Source organism: Micromonospora sp. MGP-C2 (assembly GCF_057766525.1).
This window is the reverse complement of sequence record NZ_JBYMEN010000002.1, coordinates 3898278-3920467: the sequence shown is the minus strand read 5'-3', so window position 1 is coordinate 3920467 and position 22190 is coordinate 3898278. Positions and strand designations below refer to the sequence as shown.

The following is a 22190-nucleotide window of genomic DNA, read 5'->3' as shown; positions in this document are numbered from 1 at the left end:
CCGGATCAGCCGGCCTCGTCGGCGAACGGCACCAGGACCCTGCCCCGCTCGTCCGGGCCGTCCCAGAGCACCGCCCGGTCGGGGCGGGCCCGCCACTCCACCGGCCGCCCGAAGACCGGAGTGAGCTGCGCGACCGGCACGTCCAACACGACCACGGCGGCCAGCTTGTCGACCTCGCCCGCCGGCTCGAACAGCGCGGCGAACGGCGGCACCGCCCGCCACCAGCCCAGCAGGTGTCTGCCAGCCGGCGGCCCGTCCCGCAGGAGCGCCCGCAGCCGGTCCACCGGCAGCTCCCGGGGGCCCGGCCGGTCCAGACCGAAGACCACCAGATACGTCGGCAACTCGTCGGCGGGGTCCGCGAGCAGCGTCGGCAGATCCACCATCTCGGCCGAATGCCGGGCCGCCAACTCGGCCGTCAACGCCTCCGCCAGCGCTCGGGAGCCCGGGTCCGGTGCCGCCACCAGGAAACGGGCGGTGCCCGGCAGGTGATGGTCGGCGGTGCTCCGGGCCGCCGTGACCAGCAGCCCGCCCGCTGCGACACCCGACCCCAGCACCGCCAGGTTGCGCCCGGCCGCAGGCCCCAACGGCACGGCGACCGTCGAGCGGGTCACGTCCACCGCACGACCCAGCAGAGCGGCCGGACCGTGGGCCTGCCCCGCCAGGGCCGCCCGGTGTCGCGGATCGTTGCTCAACAGGGGTCGGGCGTAACCGGCGAAGACCACAGGTGGCACCGAACCGGCCGGACGGGCCGCCCACAGCTCGTGCCGCAGCGCCTCCACCACATCCGGGTGGTCCTGCGGGTCGGGGTGACGGATCAACCGTTCGTGACCTCGGATCGCGCCCCGGGGACCACCGAGCCCACCAGCGGTGTTGACCACCGCACTGCCCACCGGCAGACCAGCCGCCGAATCATTCGTCGGCTCCAACACCGGGCTGCCACCCGGCAACGCCACCCGCACCGGGAACTGCCCGAGCACCGAATCCCGGTGACCGGCATCCGCGCGGGCACTCAACCCCAGCTCACCTGCACCGGCCAGCACCAGGTGCACGCCGTACGCCCGACCGGCCCGGGCCAGCCCGTCCAACTGCGCCGCCACCTCGGCCGCCAACCGGTCCCGTTCGGCGAAGAGCAGCGGCACATTGTCCAACACACAGACGATCCGTGGCAGCTGCCGATGCTGACGCAACTCCGCGAAGCGCTGCCCGCCAGCCCGCGCACCGGCCTCCGTCCGCCGCTGCACCTCGGCCGTCAGCTCGTCGAGCAGATCCCGGACGTACTCCCGGTCGGCGGCCATCGCGGCAGCGCGCACCTGCGGAATCCACGACCGGTCACGCTCGGTCTGCAGGAACTCCACGAAGGACTCACCGTCACCGAGATCCACCAGGTAGAGCGCCAGATCGTCCGGGCCGTACCGGGCGGCCAGACCGAGCAACGCGGTGGTCAGGAACGCCGCGCGACCCCCGGCGGACCGGCCGCTCACCAGCCAGTGCGGAGTCAGCTCGGTGAAGCCCAACGGCACCGACCGGCCCCCGGCATCACCGACCGTGGTCGTCAACCCGTCCGCGGAACTCGACTCCCACAGCCGCTCACCCGTCGCCGGCAACAGGGCCGCCAACCCCAACCGGGAACCCGCCTCCACCTGCTCGGCGAGCCGCCGACAGACCGCATCGACCAGCTCAGCCGGCGGGTCCGACTCGACGAAGACCGGTGAGTTCAAGCCACCCGGCGGATCGGCGCCCGGCCCGGCGAAGGACGCCCCCGGCGGATCACCGAGCAACGCGTACGCGTTGCGCAGCACCAACGAGGTGGTGTGCGGCAGCGGCGCCCGGGCCGAATACGGGCCGGCCGGCGGCCAGCCCGCCACCACCAGGTGCAGCCCCGCCGCAGGCCCCTGCTCGGCCAGCGCCTCGATCCGCGCCAGATCACTCGGACCGGTCGAATCCGGCAGCGCCGCGACCACCAACAACAACGTCCGGTCGTGGCGGCGTCGCCCGCTCGCACCCGGCGTGACCCACTGCTCCGCCTCGGTCAGCACCGCACGCAGACTCGCCACGTCCACCGCCGGTGGCGGCAGCAGGCCAGCATCAGCGAGCGCACCGAACGGCGTCAGCACGGCACCCGTGGCATCCACCGCGCGAATCAACAGGGCACCCGCCGGTGCCGCACCCAACAACCGCAGGAGTACGGCCCGGAGCAACCCCGCCACCCGCGGCTCCCGGGCGTCAGCGTCCACGCTCAGATGACCGGTGCCGACCAGTGGCACCAACGCGGGAAAACGGGCGTCGTCCAACGGCGCCGCCGTGCCGACCCGGACGAACGGCGGCGGACAGTCACCCGCCGGAGTGTCCACGGTGAGCGAGTCCAGAGCCGCGCCCGACCAACCCGGCGCCAGTCGTGCCGCAACCTCCCGCAGGCGGTCGGCCACCTCATACTGGCGGCGCTGATCGGCCGGAGCGGGTCGGGTCTCGTCCAGGATCCCGGCAGCGGCGGTGGCGACGGCCGCCGCCCGGCGGTGCAGAGCTGCGGCGCGGTTCGTACGTGCCTTCGGACCGGCCACCGCGTCCACCCCCTCTGCCCGAGGTTGGCAACCCCTCCCGAGCAGAGACGGTATCCCAGCCGGGTCCGCTCCTCCGGGAGGTGCCCCGGCGATGCGCCAGGGATGTCGTGGATCTCACCGGTGGGGAGGGGTCCGTCACGATCCGCTGGATCTGAGGCTATTGGCTCCGGGGCGTCCAGCCGATAACTTCAGGAGGTGGAATCAGTGCAGCCCCCCGCCGGTTCCCAGGTCTCCCGCGTACCGGCCCAACGGACACCGTCCGAGCAACTGCCGCCGGCCCCACCGACGCCGGCGCCGCAGCCGCCGCGCCGCCGAATGCGGACGGTGCTCACGGTCATGGCTGGGGTGCTGGCGCTGCTCTGCCTGGGCGGGATCATTGCGGGATATGTGCTGTACAACCGCGCGGCAGCCCCGGATCGCAGCGCACCCGACGTGGCGGTGGACAACTACCTGCGCGCATTCCTCGTGGATCGCAACGACGCAAGGGCCGCTCTCTACACCTGCGAGCGCGGGTCGCAGTTGGAGGCACTGGACGCCCTGCGGGCCGACCTTCTCGAGCGTGAGAAGCGTTTTGCCGTAGCGATATCTGTCAGCTGGGCGAGCCTCAACGACCAGAAGCAGGGCGACAACGCTTCTGTCGAGGTCACATTGATCATTTCCGCTCGTGTGGACGGTATAAATCAAAGCGATCGTCAGCCCTGGCGGTTCGAAACAAAGAACGATGATGGGTGGCGAGTCTGCGGCGGCAGACGCGCCAGCTGACTCTCATTCGATCCACAACAGATGGACCGGGACCTCCAGCGTGGTGGGTGACTGACCGCGCCAGGCCCAGCGGTACCACTCCACCTCGGGCGTGATCCGGACGCAGATGTCCCCTTCGGCACCGGAGTAGGTTTCGGTGACCGCTCGCAGGTCGCGGTGCTCCAGACCGCCCTCGACGTGCACGACCCGGCGCCCGGTGACGGCGTCAGCCTCGAAGACCGGTGTGGGGGTCCGGTGTGCCGGACCGTCCAGCGAGACCAGCCGGATTCCGGTGTCCCGACCACCTTCCGAGTCAACCTGCCTGCCGACCGTCTCTACCCAGACCCGCTCCACCGGCACCAGCGGCGCGAACACCTCGACCTGGTCGGCCTCGGCGCGGTACCACTCGTGCTCGGGGATCACCGGTACGTAGGTCCTGGCGCTCTGCACCACCCTGTCGTCCGCACGCAGGTCGCCGCGCCAGCCCAGCCCCGGCAGCCCAACGAGAACCCGGCGTCCGCGGAGCTCCACCCGCTCAGTAGCAGGGACGATGGTCAGCGGACGGGGTGGCCGTGGTGCCCAGTCGGGCTGGTCGGCGAACGGGTCCGGCAGCGGTCCGGTCATCCCCGTGGCGGTCTCACTCGGCGGCGCGCAGCGGGGCACCCCGCGCGCGCATGAACGGGACCGGATCGACCGCGCCCCGGCTGGACCGGTCGTTGCGCAGGTGCACCTCGAAGTGCAGGTGCGGCCCGGACGAGTTGCCGCTGCTGCCAACCTGCCCGATGACCTCACCGGCCGGGACGATCTGATGCAGTCTGACGCGCGGCTGAACCACCATGTGGCAGTACCGGGTGATGTAACCGCCAGCGTGCAGCAGGTCGACGTACCAGCCGCAGCCGCCCTTGCCGGGGTATCCGTCCACGTCGCAGTCCCGCCGGCCCCTGTTGTCCGGGTCGCAGCGGGCGACCAGCACACGACCGGCTGCGGCGGCGCGAATCTCGGTGCCCTTGGCCGCGCCGATGTCCACCCCGTTGTGGCTGGGCCGGCTGGCGGTGCGAAAGCCGGAACCGACGTCGCCCGGGATCGGTGCCGTCCAGCCGGAGGCAGCAATCTCGCCACGCTCGGCCGCGTCGCACACCGCCTTGCCGTTGATCTCGACGGTGCGGGCCGCCCCACCGGCCAGCGCATCCACGATCTTGCTGGACAACTCCTCGTGTTTGGCGTACGCGTCCGGATAGGCGCTGACCTGAACCTGCTGCGCCACCACCGTCAGCGGTCGGCGTTGCCAGCTCCGGACCTTGACGAGCTTCTCGTAGAACTTGCGAGCCGTGTACGAGGGGGTCATCCGCTCGGCGACCGAGCCCCACCCCGGCCGCTGCTGGAACAGGCCCAGCGAGTCGTGGTCCGCTCCGACGCCCTCGTGTGGCAGGGCCAGGGACTCGGGCACGTCACTGTTCGCCAGGTTGCGCAGCGCGGACTCCTGCATCGCGGTCGCCAGCGCGATCACCCAGCCCCGGGAGGGCACCCCCAGGTCCTGGCCGACCTTGATGATGATGGCGGCGTTGCGGACCTGCGCGTCGCCGTACTCGGTGAACCGCGGCAGCTCGCCCACGATGTCCACCGGGCGGATCGGGCCGCAGCCGAAGCCCGCCAAGGAGTCCCCGTCCTCACCGTCGCCGCCGAGCCCACTGAGGAAGAACGCCGCAGTACCCCCGGTGCAGCAGAGGAGGAGAAGCACACCGGTGAGGATGCTGGCGATCACGCCGATCCGCACCGACCGCCGGCTGGTGGCGGTCATGGCCGTTCCCAATCCACCACGTCGACCAGCCAGCCGCCATCCGCAGCCACCAGCTCCAGCCGCAGCTGGCCGTTGTCGAGCGGCAGTAGTACCTCGACGAACGTCTCGGTGCGCGCCCGCACCGACGGTGTGCCGCTGACCTTCTCGGCCGGGACCCCTTCGGGATCAACACCGGCGAGCTTCTCGGTCAGTGCCGGTGTGGACAACGGCTTGAGGCCGTCCTGCCACTGCTCAGCGGTCATTCCAGGTCGGCCGAGCCAGGCTGCGGCAAAACGGTCGGAGGTCTGCTCCGGCGTGCCGGCGCCGGGCGACGTCACGGGTGACGGTGGCACCGCGCTGGTGAGCACGCCGTCGTCGCCAGCCGTCGGGTCCACGGTGGTGATCGGCCGGTTCGGCCGGTTACTCAACCCGTCCGCCGGATCGGCCGGGTCGGAGACCAGCCGTGCCGCCCCGAGCACACCGAGGACGATCACCGCGATGACCAGTGCCACGCCCAGCCGGGACCGCAGCGCTCGGGTGAAGAGAAACTCCAGGGCCCGTCGCATCGCCGTCACCGTGCCTCTGAGCGCACCCGTGGTCCGGTCCGGTCCGGTGTGCGCTCAGAGGAGCCCGGACGGTAGACCACGAACGACGGGTTCTCGGCCGGCACGTCCGGCTCGGTCCACGTCGCCGGCTGCCGGCGGCGAGGTTGGGGGGCGACAGGGCGACCCCGGCCTCTGGTCTCCTCCGCCGGTGCCTCGTCGGGCCGTTCCCGACCGTCGGGTCGCCCCGCGCCAGCACGCTGGCCCTCGGCAACAACCGTCGGCGTGGAGACCGGGTCCTCCCGGCGGGCCTCCGGGCGCAGCCGGGTTTGCTCCGCGTTCGGCGACCGTCGACGCCCACCCACCGGTTCGGCCGTGCCACCCGGCTCGGCCACGTCGAGTCGCGCGGCTGTCCGCATGTCCCGGAAGAACCGGCGGTGCCAGGACCCGGCCGAGCTGACCGCTTCGCTGCTGTCCTTGCCGCCGAGTTGGGTGATTCGCCGGTACGGCCGCAGCAGCAGCCAGCCGACCACGCCGCAGAGCCAGACCAGCACCACCTGGAGCCAGCCCGGCAGGGTGGGGGTGCTCATGATCAGGTCGACAGCGAACAGATAGATGGCAGCACCGGTGCCGAAGATGGCGATGTTGAAGACCGCGGCCACGACCGCGTTCGCCAGCCGGCGCAGCCCAGCGCTGGCCGGCCGGAGCAGACCGACCGTGCCGAGGATGGGTGCCGCGATCACCGCCCACCGGAAGATGAGGAAGCCCAGCAGAACCAGCAACGACGCAGTCAGGTCGAACATCGCGAACAGAAACGCGGCCAGCACCGCGATGAATCCCGCGCCCACCCGATCCATGTCCCGCACACCCTGGAGATACTCGTACGCCTCCGGGTCCTCGGTCTGGATCTGCTGGGCCACCCGCGCCCACTGCTGCTGCTTCGCCTTGATCGTCGCCTCCCGGGTAGCCGGGTTGGCGCGCAGCTTCTCTGCCTCGTCCCAGGAAAGCGCCTTCGCGTCGTACAAGGCTGGGCCGTACTTGCGAGCGGTCTCGCTGTCGGCGGAGCCGAGTACTCCACGCAGCCAGTTCCGGTAGAGCATCGCCTCGGTGGCGGTGTCACTGGCTCGCACAGCGGGTGGCCGCTTGTCCACACAAGCGTCTGGGTTGGGGACGACGCAACGGTCCGGTGGGGTGTCTCGGGCCGCAGGACCCACGGCGTCATGCACCACACCCAACGTGGTGACCAGCGTGCCGTCCGCGATGTTCGCCGACTTGACCGGCCAGGCTGCCAGTGCCGTGACCGCGACCATCACCAGCAGGGCCCAGCCCGCGGTGGTCATCGCGTTACTCATGTCCGACTGGCGGGACCGCCAGAGCAGATAAAGCCCCACGACGCAGAGGGTGACGATGCCGAAGACGCTGAAGACCTTCTGGTACACGGCCTTGGTTGCCTGCTCGACCAGCGGATCGGCCCAACCCCACATCGAACGCGGATCCCAGGCCCGCTCCCGCAGCGCGTTCGAAGCGCCGACGATCGCGGTGGCGATCATGAACTCCCCGTTCGCCACGGTGGTGGTGAACTTGTAGTCCGGATGCAGGACCGACGACGCGCAACCGCCCGGGATGTCGTAGGTCGGGTAGCTGTAGCCGGCGTAGCCGTAGTCGCTGTAAAGCCCCTTCGGTCCGAGTTCCTTGGCGGAGTCTGGCCGGCCGGCGAACCAGCCGGCGAGTCCAGAGTCCGGCGTGCCGGGGGTCGGCGCGTTACGACACTTGACCTCGTCCTCACTGACCGCTTGGAGCTTCCCCACGCAGGCCCGGAAGTCGGCCTGCCACTCGGCCGTGGTGCAGAGGTCGGCGCGGGCCTGGGCCACGGGCGGTGCGGCGGCTGCGGCTTCCGCTCCGATCAGCGGCCAGCTGAGTGAGGCCCCGGCCAGTACGCCGAGGGCGAGCAGGAACGACACGATCCTCGCTCGGGCCCTCGCCATGTCACGCCTCCAGATCCGGCAGGGGGATGCTCGGCAGCACTCCGGCCGCCGCGGCGATCGCGGCGGGCGTCGTGTCGAGGTGGTCCAGGAGCCCTTCGACGTACGAGACGTCGACGCGGACCTTCTGCACCCGCCCGTCGACGTCGCGCATCACGAACTCGCGGAAGCCGAGTCGGTTGGACGAGCTGGTGTCGGCGGCGGAGAGTGAGGCCAGGGTGGCTTCGTACCCGTCGTTGACGGGCACCCGCAGCAGTCGTAGCGCTTCGGAGGCGATCTCGGCGTCCTCGGCGATCCGGCCGACGAAGACGGTGGAGACGAGGTTCTGCACGTCGAGGCCGAGGATGTCCTTGGGGTTCTGCGAGGCGACCAGCGCGGCGAGGTTCCACTTGCGGGAGTCGCGGGCGAGCCGGACCAGGAATGAACGCCCGGATCGCCAGCCCTCCATGAAGTGCGCCTCGTCCAGGCCGACGAGCTTGCGCGACGACATCGAGCCGCCGTAGCAGCGGCGTACGGCGAGCCGGTGCGCGGTGTGCAGCATCGGCAGGGCCAGTGCCTCCTCAGCTGACCAGTACTCCCGTTCGATCTTGAGGTCGGGCAACCGCAGCCCGGCCATGGTGATCACGGTGAGTGCGGCGTCGGCGCCGAGCAGCCCCTCCGGTGGCCGGCCGAAGAAGAGCATGGCCAGGGGCATCTCGGCGGTGTCCAGCAGGAGGTTGGCCAGCTCCTTGCCGGCGTCGTCGTCGAGGCGCCCGAGGCAGCTCACGACGTCGTCCAGGGTGGACGTCTCCTCGGCGGGGACCTGACGGACCGCGTGTCGGAACAGGGTGGCGGTCGACGCCTCCCGGGCGACCTGCGGCGGGACGAGCATCATGCAGATGTCCTGGACCAGCATCCGCCGCTCGGCCCGGGCGTTGGAGACCGCGATCTCGAACTCCCGGTCACCGGCGGCACCGGCGCCGAACTCGCTGCGCAGTGGCGTCGGGATGAGCGAGTAGGGCGCCAGGGTGCCGTGCTCCGAGCCGGTCAGGTTCAACACCCGGGAGTACGGCCGCAGCTCGGGCATGGCGCAGAGTCGGGCCAGCGGCCCGGACGGGTCGAGCAGGGTCACCTGGACACCTCTGCGGGCGGCCAGGTAGCCCAGCGCGCCGAGCAGGGTGGACTTTCCACCGCCCGGTTCGGCGACGAAGACAGCGAGCCCGGAGCGTTCCCGGACCTCCATGGGGAAGTGCAGGTCGAGGAAGACCGGGCGGCGGCAGGTGCCAGCGGTCCGGCCGATGAGGTCGCCCCGCCGGTCGCCCACGTTCGATGCGGCCTGGGGGAGTGCCGCGGCCAGCAGCGGCACCGGCATGCGGCGAACGTAGCCGGTGTTGGCGATCGGCTCACCGGGGATGAACTCGCGGGCCAGCCAGTCCTGGTTCTTCGGGTGTTGCAGCGAGATGCGCAGCTCCCGGGAGTAGAGCTGGATGAGCCTGCGGGCCCGCTCCATGCACTCCTCCCTGGTCCGGCCGCCGACGGCGATCCGGTGCCAGCCGTGCGCGCGGGCCGAGTCGACCGGCAGGCCGGTCGTCATCTCGTCGCCGATCACCAGCGCCCGCTTGGCCAGTCGCTCCAGCTCCGGCGGTGCGTCGATGCCGTGCTCGGCGTAGTCGAGCTGCTGGGAGCGGATCATCCGTAGCCGGTGTTCCAGGTTACGGAAGGAGTCGCCGGAGCCGAGGATGTCGACGCGGGTGGAGATTTCCATCGGCCAGGGCAGCCGCTCGTGGAAGTGCAGCCAGGGCTCGTGCCGTTCCGGGATCTCCAGCGGCTCCATCCGGCCGACCGCGAGCACGGCCACGTGCCGTTCCTCGCCGGTCATCCGGTTGACCAGCTTCACCGTGGAGCCGTACGGGGTGCGGTAGCGCTCGACCTGCTCGGTCAGGGCGAGCAGGTCACCGCGCTCCCATTGCCCGTTGGTCACCGGGGAGAGCCGCCCGGGGGGTGCCATGCACAGCGCCACCGAGCGGTAGAGCAGCCATTCGAGCTCCTGTGCGGTGACCCGTCGACCGCGCATGCCGAACGCGCCGAGCACCTCGTCGAACTGCTCCACGGTGCGGCCCAGCTTGCGGCGTTCGCCGTCAGCGGTGCCCCGACCGAAGGTGCGCAGCAGGCGTTCGGTGAGTGAGTCGCCGAGGGATCGGCGGGCGAAGGTGACACCCAGGTAGGTCTGGCCTTCGGCGTGGTTGACCGCCATCAGGTGCCGCTGCGCGGCGACCAGGTGGTCGGCCCAGCCGGTGGTGCCGGGAACGTCGGCGAGCGGTGCGGCCGTGTGGGCGTCGATGGTGCGCGCCCACTCGTCGGCGGGGAACGGCCGGGTGGTGCGGCGCAGGTGCAGCCGGAAGCCGGCCAGGCCTGCGTACTGCTCGGAGATCGCCGACAACAACGCTTCGCGTTCGGCGTCCGGGCGGAACGCCCAGCGAACCTCGGGCAGCCAGTACCAGGCGGTGACCGTGTTGGGAGTGAAGGTCAGGTGACCGGCAATCTCGGTGATGGCCAGCTCGACCGACGGGTCCCGGTCACCGAACTTGATCTTCGGGGCGCGGATCCGGGTCGGCTTGGTCGGTCGGTCCTGGCGGCTCGCACCACGTTCGCGGGGTGGGGCGACCTCTTTCCCGGCACCCTTGGGTCGCTCCGAGTCGGCGGGGCGGCGCTGGGCCCCCTCCAGAGCTGGCCGGGCCGCTCTCGCGCGGACTGCCGGGCGATCCACCGGGGCGGTTGGTCCGCCAACCGGCGACACTGGCTGGTCCACCGGTGCCGTTGGTCGACCCGACGGCGTTGTCGTCGGCCGTGCGGTGGGTGCGGTGTCAAGTTGCCGGGTCGTCGGGCCGTTGGCCCGCGACCCGGATGTGCCGTCGGCGGTGACGTCGGGCTCGCGCGGCGGACGGACCATCGGCAGCCGGTCGCCGGCCTGATGCGGCACCCGCGACTCGCCGCCCGGGTGCGCGCCGCCGTGTCGGGGCTCGACACTGCGGCCGCCGGCCTGGTCGTCGGGCGTCCACGGTGGCTCCAGCTCGGGAGCCGGTCGAGCTGGTGCGGGGAGCTGCTGCTGCGGGATCGCCGGCTGCTCCCGGGTGCTCGGGCCGGCCGTGACGGCTCGCGCCCCGCCGGGCCGAGCGCCGCCGAAGAGGTCCAGGAAAGGGGAGTCGATGTCGGCGTTCTCGCCGGCCGAGACCGCGCTGGGCTCGGCCGGGGGCGTCCGGCGCGGAATCGGCCGGGGCGCCTGGAACACGCCGACCGCGCCGTGGCCGGGTGACGTCACCAGCGCGGGGTCGAGCGCCACCTCGTCCTCATCCTCGGTGTAGTCGAACGAGTGCGCACGGTTACCTGCCGGCCCGGCCGGGCGGCCGGCCGGAGAACCCGGCGTGGAAGAGCGGCTCATGCGACCGCCTCAGCGACTGTGGGCACAGTGTCGCCCGCGTCGTGCGACGGACCGATCGGTGTACGCCCGGTCATGCCAGCTCCTCCCGAATCCTGATCCGGCTGCCGACCAGACGCGGATCGCGCTGCTCGATCGCCGGCTCCCGGGTGCGTCGCCAGTCGGTCAGCGCGGTGCGGATGACCACCCGCGCCGGCCGATCGGGGTCGACGTGCCGGAAGATGAACGACGTGGTCACGATGGCGAGCGCGATCTCCCAGGCCGGGAAGAGCTCGACCGTCAACGTGAACAGCCAGTGGATGAACATGTAGAGGGGGACCAGCAGCATGAAGAGCCCGTACTGGGCGTAGGGCAGGTGGACCGGAAGGGTGTAACCGGGCGGCCCGAGGTAGACCAGGCGGGCCCGGTAGATGTCGTCGTCGGTGCGCAGCCGCATCTGGTGAACGCGCCTATTCGAAGATCAGGTCGATCAGGTAATCGCCGACGAAGAAGAGTGTTGCCGCGCCAGCGATGAACGCGAGCCCGACGATGGCGATCGCGGAGCTGGTCAGCACCTTGGAGATCTCGCCCCGGCTGGCGCGACCGATGAAGATGACGCCCAGGACGGCGAGCAGGATCGGCGCGATCTTGCTGGCGAAGAAGGTGACGACACTGTTGGTGTCGATCCCCTTCGGTGCCGGCTCCGCGAGTGGAGTCGACGCCAGAGTGGAGAGCGCGTGGGCGACGCCCGAAGACGCCGTCTCCATGAGCTCGAAGGCGATCACTGGAACCTCCCCATAGCGCGGCCGGCGGTGCCGCGGCGGTGCAATGGACGAACCTGGCGGGAAATGTGCTCCACAGGGCGCAGCGTTCTTGACCCTGCGTTCGTTACTCACCACGGAGGGTGGCGAGGTTTGGGCGGTTTTCCCCCGCTTCGGCCCTCCCTCCAAGCTTCGCCATCTCGATGCTGGCCAATTCCAAAGCGTACGGGCCGCCCCGGATTGCGACAAGCCGCGAAGGGCCTGCCCGGTGCTGCCCGAATGACCGATCGTACACCTGTTCTAACGAGCACGTCAGGGGTGGTGATGGGAGCCCGACCCGGGCCGGCGAACGCCGCTGCCGCGACCGGTACCGTCTAGTCGTGACCGATCTGGTGCGGGCTCCGGGCCCGGTGGTGATGGGCGTCCTCAACGTCACACCGGACTCCTTCTCCGACGGCGGACGGTACGCCGACCTCGAAGCGGCCGTCGGACACGGCGTCCGTCTGCGCGACGCTGGCGCGCACCTGGTCGACATCGGCGGCGAGTCGACCCGTCCGGGCGCCGAGCGGATCGACTCCGCGACCGAGGTCGACAGGGTCCTGCCGGTCATCCGCGAGCTGACCGCTGCGGGCGTCGCGGTCAGCATCGACACCAGCCGAGCGCGGGTGGCGGAAGCCGCCCTGGCCGCCGGTGCGGCGGTGGTCAACGACGTCTCCGGCGGGCTGGCCGACCCGGACATGGCCCGCGTGGTCCGCGACGCGCACTGCCCCTGGGTGCTGATGCACTGGCGGGGACACTCCCGCACGATGCGCGAGCTGGCCACCTACACCGACGTGGTCGCCGACGTCCGAGCCGAGCTGGCCCAACGCATCGACGCGGCGCTCGCCGCCGGGGTGGCCGCCGACCGTCTCGTCGTGGACCCCGGCCTCGGCTTCGCCAAGACGGCCGTGCACAACTGGGAGCTCAGCGCCCGACTGCCGGAGCTGCTGGACCTCGGCTACCCGCTGCTCTTCGGGGCCAGCCGCAAGTCCTACCTCGGTGGGCTGCTGGCTGCCCCCGACGGCACCCCACGGCCGACCGCCGAGCGGGAGGCGGCCACAGTGGCGACCAGCGTGCTGGCGGTGGCCGCGGGCGCCTGGGGCGTACGCGTGCACGACGTGCGGGCCACCGCCGACGCGCTCGCCGTCTGGGCTGCGACCGGCAGCCCGCGCCTGGCCGGCGTGCACCACGATCGCCAGCAGGGCGCGCGCAGCCACCACCACCGGCAAGAGGTGCAACGATGACGACGGACCGGATCCAGCTGACCGGCCTGCGGGCCCACGGCCGGCACGGGGTGTACGACTTCGAGCGGGCGCAGGGGCAGGACTTCGTGGTCGACGCCGTCCTCGAACTGGACCTCGCCCCGGCCGCTGCCAGCGACGACGTCACCGACACCGTCCACTACGGCGAGTTGGCCGAACGCCTGGTCGCCGTGGTGACCGGCGAGCCGGTCAACCTGATCGAGACCCTCGCGGACCGGCTCCTCGCGGTCTGCCTGGCCGACGAGCGGGTCGGCGTTGCCACGATCACCGTGCACAAACCGGAGGCCCCGGTGCCGCACACCTTCAGCGACGTGGCCGTCACCATGACCCGGGCGCGTGCCCGGTGACCCGGGCGGTGCTGTCGCTCGGCAGCAACCTGGGCGACCGTCTGGAGCACCTGCGCACGGCTGTCGCCACGCTCGGCGACGCCGTGCTCGTGCTCTCAGGGGTGTACGAGACTCCACCGTGGGGCGACGCCGACCAGCCCGCGTACCTCAATGCGGTGCTGCTGGTCCAGGACGAGAGCGCGACACCGCGCGACTGGCTGGAGCGGGCCCGCGACGCGGAGCGCGCGGCCGGTCGCGTGCGTGACCCACAGCGGCGGTTCGGGCCGCGCACCCTGGACGTGGACGTGATCGCCGTCTGGGGCGACGACGACGAGCCGGTGCTCAGCGACGACCCGGAGCTGACCCTGCCGCACCCACGGGCGCACCTGCGCGCCTTCGTGCTGCGACCGTGGATCGACATCCAGCCGTACGGTCGGCTGCCCGGTCACGGCTGGCTGACCGACCTGCTGACCACCGGCCCCGCTGCGGACGAGGCGCTGGAACTGCGTCCTCGGCCGGAGTTGGCGTTAGAGTCGACGGCATGACCGAGCGGAGCCGGCCGGCATGACGCAGGCGAAGTCCCCACCACCGGGCGGGTCGGGCCCGGACCGGTCCAGGATGGGTCCCACCCGGATCTCGACCCTGGTCGTGGCCGCCCTGGCCGCCGCGGCGGTGGCCTGGCTGCTGATCAGCACTCTCTACTACAGCGGCATCCCCCGGCTGCCCTGGCTGCCGGTGGTGACGCTGGCCGGGCTCGCCGTGCTCGAGGCGTACGCCGCGATCAACACCCGGGGCCGGATCGAGCGCAAGCCCGGCCGGGAGCCGGTCAACCCGCTGATGGTCGCCCGTTTCGTGGTGCTGGCCAAGGCGTCGGCACTGGCCGCGGCCATCTTCGCGGGGTTCTACGCGGGGCTCACCGGCTGGCTCTTCGTGGAGACCACCCGCGCCGCCCTCGACGACCGTCCGGCGGCGGCCGGGGGCCTGCTCGCCTCGCTGGCTCTGGTCGGTGCCGCGTTGTGGCTGGAGCGCTCATGCCGGGTGCCGGAACGCCCCGACGACGAGCGCGAGCAGGACCCACGGGAGAGCCGCCCCGGCCAGCGCTGAGCAGGGGGTTACGCCCGGCTGCGGGCGCGGGTACGGTGCCTGCGATCGGGGAGCAAGGGCCGCCCCCTGTTCGTCCGCGCGCCGGACCGGGGACGGCCGGCCACTGGGGAGGCGGCGTATGGGGTACGAAGAAGCTGGCCGGGACCGGTCGGCGGAACCCTCGTCGGGGGTGCCTGCCGCCGTTCTGGAGAACGTCTTCGACGACCCCACCCACGGAGAGCCCGGCCGGGATCGGATCGGCGTGCACCTGGGCTGGGAGTTCCTGCTGCTGGCAGGGCTGGCGGCCCTGGGCTGGCTGCTCTGGCAGGAAGACTCGGCCGCCCTGCGCGGCGACAACCTGCGGACGCTGCTGGTCGCCGCGGTCGGGCTGGGGCTGCTCGCCCTGGCTGCCGGGCTGAGCCTGCGAACGGCGGCACCGAACCTGGCCGTCGGGCCGATCGCGCTCGCCGCCGCCCTGCACTACGCCGAGCAGGGCGATCGGGGCCTGCCGGCGTCGGTCGGCCCGGCCGTGGGCGTCGCCGCGCTGGGTGGGCTGGCGCTGGCGCTGGTCGTGGTGGTGCTGCACGTGCCCGGTTGGGCTGCCAGCCTGGCCGGTGCTGCCGGTGTGGTGGTGTACATCGAACGTCGGTCGGCGCCCGTGCTGGTGCAGGGCGACTACGACCCGGGGCGCAACGCCGGGTATCTCATCGCCGGCTTCGCCGCGGTGGCCATCCTCGGCGGGTTGTTCGGCGCCACCCGGGCTGTTCGCCGGCTGGCCGGCCGGTACCGGCCGATCGCCGATCCGGCCCGTCGGCGGGGCACGTTGGCCGCCGTGGTCACCGCTGTCGCGTTGGTCGGTTCCAGCGTGCTGGCCGCCCTCGCCGGCGTGCTGTTCGCCGCCAACGGCCTCGAAGCGGTCGCGCCCACCTCGGGCCTGGACTGGACGGTGCTGGCGGTGGGGGTGGCCATGCTCGCTGGCACCAGCGGGTACGGCCGTCGGGGTGGTGTGTTCGGCACGGTGCTGGCGGTCGGCGTGGTCACCCTCTTCCAGACGTACGCGCCGGAGCGTGGCTGGACGTTGAGCAACTGGGCGGTCGGCGGGGTGGCGCTCGGCGTTGGCCTGCTGGTCACCAGGCTGGTCGAGACGTTCGGGCGGCCCCGACCGGGCAGCACCGACCGACCCGAGCCGGTCGGCGACGGCACGATCAGCACGGGTTGGACCATGCCCCAGTCCCGCTCGGTCGACAACTGGCCCCCGACGCTGCCTACTCCCGCCGCGCCCCAACCGGCCGACCCGTGGCGGGATCCGCGCTGGGAGGACAGCCCACGCCGGTGGGACACCGACGAGCGGTGAGCCGCGTCGCGTCCGCCGGGCCGGGGCTGATCTCGACCGTTAGGCTCGGCGACATGACCGACACACCTGCCGCCGCCCCCGGCGGAACCTCGTTCGAGGAACTCGACGCGTTGTCCACCGAGGAGCTGCGGGAGCGGGCGTTCGCCCTGGCCCGGGAGCGTCGCGACGTCAAGTTCTACTGGTCGGTGCTGCGGCACCTGCCGAACGCGGACGAGGCCACCGTGCTGGACGGCGCACCGAACTCGATCGGCCCGACGATCGACGAGGCCAACGCGCTGTGGCGGGAGCTGACCGGTCACGGTTATGAGGAGTCCGCGCCACTGCTGCGGGCCGCCTTCATCGACTACCTGATGAAGCACTGAGCCGCTCGGGGCAGCCCAGGTCCGCCCGAACGACCGGTTCGGGGCCTGGGCGGATCACGTCGCTCATGCACCGATCCGGCCCGGTCGGGCGCTACGGCACGGCGGCCGGCACCGGTGCTCTCGCCGTGTTGCTGCTGGTCGGCATCTGTGGCAGCCCGGCCTTCACCAGCTGGGCCGGTACGCAGACCGACCCGGACTCGGCCGCCGCCTTCTACGTGCGCCTGCTCGCGTGGCCGGCCTGGCGGCTCGACGCGGACGGGCAGGCCGGCGGGTTGTTCGCCGCTGACGTACGGGCTGTGCTGCTGCTGGTTCTCGCGGTGGGCCTGCTCTACCTGTTGCCCGCCGCCCAGGTCGCCCGGGTGCCCGGCTCGGTCAGCCAGTTCTTCTCGGGCTGGGCCGCGTACGTGTTGGCCGGTGGGCTCGCCGCCGTGCTCGCGGCGCTGCTCGGGCCGAACCCGTCGATGCTGGGCGCTCTGCAGGATGCCAGCACGGGCGCCGGCTACGGCTTCCTGACCGGGTGGATCATCGGCACCGCCAGCCTCGGCGGTCGCGCCTGAGCCGGTCGGCACGGTCGCCCGGGCGGCCACCTGGACGTGACCGCCTCCGGCAGCGGGACCGGGCCGCCGACTGCGGCAGCCCGGTCGTCGTCGGGTCAGTGTGCCGGGCGGCCGAGGTCGAGCAGCCGCTGTCGGCTGAGCGTGCCCACCGGTCGGCCGCCGTCGGTCACCACGAGCTGGTCCCGTCCCGAGGTGAGCAGCACCGCCAGCGCGTCGTACGCGGAGCCGTCCAGCGCGACGGTCGGCAGGTCCGCCGCGGCGTCCCCGGGTACGGGTTCGAGCGACTCCCGGTCCAGTGGAGTGACCGCCAGCCGGCGGATGCCCCGGTCGGCGCCGACGAACTCACGCACGAACGCGGTGGCGGGTGCGCCGAGCAACGCGGCAGGCGTGTCGTACTGCTCCAGGTGCCCGCCCTCGGAGAGCACCGCGATCCGGTCGCCGAGCCGGACGGCCTCGTCGAGGTCGTGGGTGACCAGCACGATCGTCTTGCGGACCTCGGCCTGGAGGCGCAGGAACTCCTCCTGGAGGCGCGCCCGCACGATCGGGTCGACGGCCGAGAACGGCTCGTCCATCAGCAGCACCACCGGGTCGGCGGCGAGTGCCCGCGCCACCCCGACCCGCTGCCGCTGGCCGCCGGACAGCTCGTGCGGGTAGCGACCGCCGAACTCGGCCGGGTCCAGCCCGACGAGGTCGAGCAACTCGTCGACCCGTGCCCGGGTCTGGCCCTTTGGCCATCGCAGCAGGCCCGGCACTGTGGCCACGTTGGCCCGGACCGTCTGGTGTGGAAAGAGGCCGACGTTCTGGATCACGTAACCGATTCGGCGGCGCAGTCGGACCGGGTCGACGTCGGTGACGTCCTCGTCGCCCAGCAGGATCCGGCCGGCGGTCGGCTCGATCAGGCGATTGATCATGCGCAGCACTGTCGACTTGCCGCAGCCGGAGGGGCCGATCAGCACGACCAGCTCGCCGGCCCGGACGTCCAGGCTGAGGTCCCGGACGGCCTCGGTGCCGTTCGGGTAGCGCTTCTGGATGCCCTGTAGGCGGATCGGCGCCGCGCGAGGGGATTCGGCCACGTCGGCGGCCTCCGGGGTAACGTCCACGTATGTCCTTCCGCCTGAGCTACCGGGCCGACCCGGGTAACCCCTGGTTCTCCTGGCAGTACGTGCGGGACAACTCTGACACGATCCTCGCCGCGGTGCGCGAACACGCCTCCCTCACCGGGCGAGCGGTGCTGTTCGCGGTGTTGATCGCCCTGCCGTTGTCCGTTCTGGCGTACTGGTTCCGCCCACTCGCCGGCCCGATCCTCGCCGTCAGCGGGGTCGTCTACACCATCCCGTCGCTGGCGCTCTTCGCGTTCATCGCCCCGTACCTGGGCACCGGGACGACCACGGTGCTGGTCGGGCTGGTCCTCTACGCGTTGCTGCTGATCGTGCGCAATGTGGTGGCCGGGCTCAACCAGGTGCCTCCGGAGGTCGGTGAGGCCGCCGAGGGCATGGGCTACGGCCGGTGGGGGCGGCTGTTCCGGATCGATCTGCCGTTGGCGCTGCCGGGCATCGTCACCGGCGTACGGTTGGCGACCGTCTCGACCGTGGCGTTGGTCACAGTCGGGGTGCTGGTCGGGCACGGCGGTCTCGGGCAGTTGATCTTTGCGGGTTTCCAGAACAACCTCTACAAGGCTGAGATCATGACCGCCGCGCTGCTCTGCGTGGCGCTCGCGCTCGTGCTCGACCTGCTGCTCGTCCTGGTCGCCCGGCTGGTGACCCCCTGGTCCGCCCGGAGGGCACGGTGAGCGTCGCGGACAACCCGATCAGCCAGGCGATCGTCTGGATCAACGACCCACTCAACTGGACCAACCCCGGCGGCATGCTGGACCGCCTTGGTGAGCACCTGACGATCTCGGCGATGGCGGTGGCGCTCGGCTGCCTGGTGGCCTGGCCGGTCGGGCTCTGGCTGGGGCACCTCGGCCGGGGCGGTGGCCTTGTGGTGCTGGTGTCCAACGCCACCCTGGCCATCCCCACCCTGGCGCTGCTGACCATCCTGCCGGTGGTCTTCGCCAGCGGCTTCGGGCGTACGCCGGTCGTGGTGGCGTTGGCCGTCTTCGCCGTGCCACCGCTGCTGGCCAACGCGTACACCGGGGTGCGGCAGGTGGACCCGGAGGCCCGCGACGCGGCCCGGGGGATGGGCCTGTCCGGCGGGCAGCTGCTGCGCCGGGTCGAGTTGCCGCTCGCGGTGCCCTACCTGGCGGCCGGTTTCCGGACCGCGGCGGTCCAGGTGATCGCGACCGCGGCGCTGGCCTCGTTCGTCAACGGCGGTGGCCTGGGCCAGATCATCCGCACCGGGTTCGGCCTGGGTGTCGCGGTCGGCGGGGGTCAGATCGTCGCCGGCGGTGTGCTGGTGGCCGGGCTCGCGCTGCTGGCCGAGGTGGTCCTCGGCGGCGTCGAACGACTGGTCACCCCCCGGCCACTGCGGCGCGGCCGGCAGCGCCTCGGACGGCCCCGGCCCGCCGACGCCACCGGGAACGCCTGACCCGTCCGGGTGAGCCCTGCGTCGAGCCGACGACCCGCATCCATCCGATCGGTGACGATGCGGTGACGAAGTCCACCTCAGGTTGTCGGTCGGTTCCGGAGCATGTTGGGTGGATATTCGCGGGCGACCGACAGTCAGGATCGCCCGTCGGACACGCGGCCGGCCCGGAACGGGCCGCGCCGGGACACGGAAGGCGGGCACATGCGCGCAGGTTCACGTCTGGCGATCGGTGCTGTCGGCATCGTCGCCGGGGCAGCACTCCTCACCGGATGCGGTGGCGCCGGCTCGTCCGGCACCGACGCACCCCAGACGAGCGCCTCCGGCGCCGGGTGCGCCCCGGTCGCCGGTCAGCAGCTCATCGCTCTGCAGGACGACAAGAAGCTCCAGAACTCCGACAACGTCATTCCCGCGGTCAACAGCAAGGCGGCCAACCCGCAGCTGATCGCCGCACTGGACAAGGTGTCCACCGCGCTCGACACCCCGAAGCTGATCCAGCTCAACAAGGCCGTCAACGAGGACCGCAAGACCCCCAAGGTGGCGGCCGAGGAGTTCGCCAGCGCCAATAACCTCACCGCGGGCATCGCCAAGGGCCCGGGCGGCGACATCACGGTGGGTGCCGGCAACTTCGCCGAGAGCCAGATCCTGGGCGAGCTGTACCGGATCGCGCTCACCGCGGCGGGCTACCAGGTCAAGGTGCAGCAGATCGGCAACCGTGAGCTGTACGCGCCGGCGCTGGAGAAGGGCGAGATCCAGGTCGTCCCGGAGTACGCGGCGACCATGGCCGAGTTCCTCAACACCAAGGCCAACGGCGCCAACGCCCAGCCGATCTCCTCGCCCGACATCAACACGACGGTGACCGCGCTGAAGACCGAGGGCGACAAGGCCGGCCTCACCTTCGGCACCCCGGCCGCCGCTCAGGACCAGAACGCCTTCGCGGTGACCCAGGCCTTCGCCGACAAGTACGGCGTTCGGACCCTGTCCGAGTTGGCCGCGAAGTGCTCCGGCAGCGCGACCGTGCTGGGCGGGCCGCCGGAGTGCGAGCAGCGTCCGTTCTGCAAGCCGGGTCTGGAGAAGACCTACGGGCTGTCGGTGGGCAAGTTCTCCTCGCTGGACCAGGGCGGACCGCTGACCAAGAGCGGCCTGCGTGACGGTTCGATCAGCGTGGGCCTGATCTTTTCCTCGGACGGCGCCTTCGCCACGAGCTGACCTCTCCCCCAGGCGCTGAGGACGCCCCCGCCCCGACCCGGGCGGGGGCGTCCGCGCGTCCGGGGACCCCGTTCCCTCCGGCGAATCTCCTCGGTAGGCTGCACATCCATGCCAGCCCCGGCCACCTCTGAAGCCCGACGTCAACCGCCGCTGTTGACCATGCTCTTCTGGGCGGGCGTCGCTCTGGCGCCGGTGGCGGCGCTGATCCTGCTGGTCGCCGACGGCAACGGCCCGCTGCGCTTCGCCGCGGTGCTCGCGATCCTCGCGGTGGTGCTGATCGGTCTCTCCATCGCGTTGCGTCCCGACGCGGAGGGCGCCTCGGCACGAGCCGACGAGCTGCTGGACGAGATCGAGGAACTCCGCCGGGAGTTGCGCGCCGAGATCGTGGCCGCCGCGCAACGCGGCAACCAGGCACTCGACCAGGCCCAGCGGGCCCAGGAGGGGATCGTCGCGGTCCGTCGCCGTCTCGACGCCAGCGGCGCTGCCCTCGCTGGCGCCGCCCCCGCCGCCGACCCGGCCGGCGCCGGGCGGGCGCGGGTGCCAGCCGTCGAGCCACCAGTGGACGACGTGCCGGTGGCCCGCAGCCGGGTCCAGGCACCGGGTGAGGCCCCCGCGGGCCGCGCCCGGGTCACGGGCCCGGCCGACGCACCCCGGCGGGCTCGCTCCGCGCACAGGGAGGACGACGAGCCGGCGTACCCACGGGAGGCCGCGACGCCGCCGGCTGCCTCCGGGATGTACGGCGCGGAACGACCGGCCGCCGCCGCGTACGGCTCAGCCCGCCCCCGGGAGCACGACCGCCCCGAGCCGGGGCACCGGCCGGGCGTGGTCCGGCACACCGAAACCGTGCACGTCACCACAAGGCACACGGTGGTGGATGGTGGGCCGGCCGAGCCGGCTGGGCGCTACGACGGTGGATACGCGGGCCAGTGGACCCCGCCAGCGCAGGAGTGGACCGATCGGCGCGACGCGTACGCCCAGCCCGACGAGCCCACCCCGGCGGCGCGGTCGCACCGCACACCGGAGAGGCCCGACGCGCACTCCTGGGACAACCCGGACGATCGTGGCTGGTCCGAGCAGCGCGACCGGGTGGGTGCCGCACCGCAGCCCGGGCCACCTCTGCGAGCCGACGACACCGGCGAGTACTGGTCGCAGTTGCGGGCCGGTGACCGTTGGGCCGCCGTCCGCGACGACGAAAACGGCCGTGAGCTGCGGGTCGGCGAGCGCCGGGCCGAAGTGCACGCCGACGCCACCGGCACCGAATACCGGGTGGCCGACCGCTGGGCCGAGGTCCGCCACGAGGACCCACGCCGGCACGAGGACCCACGCCGGCACGAGGACCCGCGCCGGCACGAGGACCCACGCCGGCACGAGGACCCGCGCCGTTACGACGGGCCACGTCAACACGAGGAGCCGCGCCGCTACGAGGAGCCGCGCCGGCACGAGGATGCGCACCGTTATGACGAGCCGCGCCGGCACGAGGAGCGCGAGTCGTACCACCGGGCCGAGCCGACGGACCGGCCGGCGCTGCCGACGGGTGGCGTCCCGGTGCCGGACGAGTGGCGTCCACCGCGCCAGCGCGGCCACCAGGCCGAACCCGCCCCGGAACGGGCCGGCCGACGCCGGGTCGACGAGCGCTACGGCTACCCGCCGCAGGACGACGTACCGCGTGCCGGTGGCACCCCGCCCGGCGACCGCTGGCGCTGACCGGTCAGACCGCCCG

The 22190-nt window shown here is 72.3% G+C and carries 21 protein-coding genes; 12 read left to right on the top strand and 9 right to left on the bottom strand.

What is annotated here, in order from left to right; genetic code table 11:
• Nucleotides 1-5 precede the first annotated feature (5 nt).
• On the bottom strand, nucleotides 6-2567 hold the full coding sequence (locus AC3CF1_RS17925) for an FtsK/SpoIIIE domain-containing protein (RefSeq protein WP_355160241.1): 2562 nt from the start codon (nucleotides 2565-2567) through the stop codon (nucleotides 6-8).
• 195 nt (nucleotides 2568-2762) lie between these two features.
• Here AC3CF1_RS17925 and AC3CF1_RS17920 point away from each other — a divergent pair, with 195 nt between their 5' ends.
• The gene (locus tag AC3CF1_RS17920) at nucleotides 2763-3320 is read left to right on the top strand and encodes a hypothetical protein (RefSeq protein ID WP_488452097.1); all 558 of its coding nucleotides are present in this window, start codon (nucleotides 2763-2765) and stop codon (nucleotides 3318-3320) included.
• A gap of 3 nt (nucleotides 3321-3323) precedes the next feature.
• Here AC3CF1_RS17920 and AC3CF1_RS17915 read toward each other — a convergent pair whose 3' ends face one another.
• The 7 genes from AC3CF1_RS17915 to AC3CF1_RS17885 all read right to left on the bottom strand — a co-directional run bounded on the left by AC3CF1_RS17915 (nucleotide 3324) and on the right by AC3CF1_RS17885 (nucleotide 11779).
• Nucleotides 3324-3923, bottom strand: a complete 600-nt coding sequence (locus AC3CF1_RS17915; protein ID WP_088952070.1) for a hypothetical protein — start codon at nucleotides 3921-3923, stop codon at nucleotides 3324-3326.
• 13 nt (nucleotides 3924-3936) lie between these two features.
• A complete protein-coding gene (locus AC3CF1_RS17910; protein WP_488450885.1) occupies nucleotides 3937-5097 on the bottom strand; it encodes a M23 family metallopeptidase in 1161 nt (386 codons plus the stop codon).
• Nucleotides 5094-5651 (bottom strand): hypothetical protein, encoded by a 558-nt coding sequence (locus AC3CF1_RS17905; RefSeq protein WP_488450884.1) that lies wholly within the window; start codon nucleotides 5649-5651, stop codon nucleotides 5094-5096. The genes AC3CF1_RS17910 and AC3CF1_RS17905 overlap by 4 nt, the downstream gene beginning before the upstream one ends.
• On the bottom strand, nucleotides 5648-7603 hold the full coding sequence (locus tag AC3CF1_RS17900; RefSeq protein WP_488450883.1) for an MFS transporter: 1956 nt from the start codon (nucleotides 7601-7603) through the stop codon (nucleotides 5648-5650). The genes AC3CF1_RS17905 and AC3CF1_RS17900 overlap by 4 nt, the downstream gene beginning before the upstream one ends.
• A gap of 1 nt (nucleotide 7604) precedes the next feature.
• Nucleotides 7605-11018, bottom strand: coding sequence for an ATP-binding protein (locus AC3CF1_RS17895; protein WP_488450882.1), 3414 nt, complete (start codon nucleotides 11016-11018; stop codon nucleotides 7605-7607).
• Between the two features lie 70 nt (nucleotides 11019-11088).
• Entirely contained in the window at nucleotides 11089-11451 is a 363-nt protein-coding gene (locus tag AC3CF1_RS17890) for a hypothetical protein (protein ID WP_007466101.1), read from the bottom strand.
• Between the two features lie 13 nt (nucleotides 11452-11464).
• Entirely contained in the window at nucleotides 11465-11779 is a 315-nt protein-coding gene (locus tag AC3CF1_RS17885; protein WP_074315118.1) for a hypothetical protein, read from the bottom strand.
• Nucleotides 11780-12135: 356 nt separating this feature from the next.
• Between AC3CF1_RS17885 and folP the strand changes: the two genes are divergently transcribed.
• From folP to AC3CF1_RS17850, 7 genes are all read left to right on the top strand, one after another.
• On the top strand, nucleotides 12136-13038 hold the full coding sequence (folP, locus tag AC3CF1_RS17880) for a dihydropteroate synthase (RefSeq protein WP_488450881.1): 903 nt from the start codon (nucleotides 12136-12138) through the stop codon (nucleotides 13036-13038).
• Complete coding sequence (folB, locus tag AC3CF1_RS17875; RefSeq protein ID WP_099849121.1) at nucleotides 13035-13403, top strand: dihydroneopterin aldolase; 369 nt, start codon at nucleotides 13035-13037, stop codon at nucleotides 13401-13403. Before folP ends, folB begins: the two co-directional genes overlap by 4 nt.
• A complete protein-coding gene (gene folK / locus AC3CF1_RS17870) occupies nucleotides 13400-13927 on the top strand; it encodes a 2-amino-4-hydroxy-6-hydroxymethyldihydropteridine diphosphokinase (protein WP_088950532.1) in 528 nt (175 codons plus the stop codon). The genes folB and folK overlap by 4 nt, the downstream gene beginning before the upstream one ends.
• Before the next feature lie 19 nt (nucleotides 13928-13946).
• Complete coding sequence (locus AC3CF1_RS17865; RefSeq protein ID WP_088950531.1) at nucleotides 13947-14486, top strand: DUF3180 domain-containing protein; 540 nt, start codon at nucleotides 13947-13949, stop codon at nucleotides 14484-14486.
• A 118-nt stretch (nucleotides 14487-14604) separates the two neighbouring features.
• On the top strand, nucleotides 14605-15819 hold the full coding sequence (locus tag AC3CF1_RS17860; protein WP_354981820.1) for an ABC transporter permease: 1215 nt from the start codon (nucleotides 14605-14607) through the stop codon (nucleotides 15817-15819).
• Between the two features lie 53 nt (nucleotides 15820-15872).
• The gene (locus AC3CF1_RS17855) at nucleotides 15873-16181 is read left to right on the top strand and encodes a hypothetical protein (RefSeq protein WP_088952069.1); all 309 of its coding nucleotides are present in this window, start codon (nucleotides 15873-15875) and stop codon (nucleotides 16179-16181) included.
• Nucleotides 16182-16246: 65 nt separating this feature from the next.
• Nucleotides 16247-16738, top strand: coding sequence for a hypothetical protein (locus AC3CF1_RS17850; protein WP_371409810.1), 492 nt, complete (start codon nucleotides 16247-16249; stop codon nucleotides 16736-16738).
• Between the two features lie 95 nt (nucleotides 16739-16833).
• On the opposite strand, the gene AC3CF1_RS17845 is transcribed toward AC3CF1_RS17850, so the two are convergent.
• Entirely contained in the window at nucleotides 16834-17838 is a 1005-nt protein-coding gene (locus tag AC3CF1_RS17845) for an ABC transporter ATP-binding protein (RefSeq protein WP_371409809.1), read from the bottom strand.
• Nucleotides 17839-17840: 2 nt separating this feature from the next.
• Between AC3CF1_RS17845 and AC3CF1_RS17840 the strand changes: the two genes are divergently transcribed.
• The 4 genes from AC3CF1_RS17840 (at nucleotide 17841) to AC3CF1_RS17825 (ending at nucleotide 22174) form a co-directional block, all read left to right on the top strand.
• The gene (locus AC3CF1_RS17840; RefSeq protein ID WP_355162594.1) at nucleotides 17841-18527 is read left to right on the top strand and encodes an ABC transporter permease; all 687 of its coding nucleotides are present in this window, start codon (nucleotides 17841-17843) and stop codon (nucleotides 18525-18527) included.
• Nucleotides 18524-19264 carry an ABC transporter permease gene (locus AC3CF1_RS17835; protein WP_371409808.1) on the top strand — a complete coding sequence of 247 codons (741 nt, stop codon included), beginning with the start codon at nucleotides 18524-18526 and terminating at the stop codon, nucleotides 19262-19264. The genes AC3CF1_RS17840 and AC3CF1_RS17835 overlap by 4 nt, the downstream gene beginning before the upstream one ends.
• 201 nt (nucleotides 19265-19465) lie before the next feature.
• The gene (locus AC3CF1_RS17830; protein WP_371409807.1) at nucleotides 19466-20470 is read left to right on the top strand and encodes a glycine betaine ABC transporter substrate-binding protein; all 1005 of its coding nucleotides are present in this window, start codon (nucleotides 19466-19468) and stop codon (nucleotides 20468-20470) included.
• 108 nt (nucleotides 20471-20578) lie between these two features.
• Complete coding sequence (locus tag AC3CF1_RS17825) at nucleotides 20579-22174, top strand: hypothetical protein (protein WP_488450880.1); 1596 nt, start codon at nucleotides 20579-20581, stop codon at nucleotides 22172-22174.
• Nucleotides 22175-22190 lie beyond the last annotated feature (16 nt).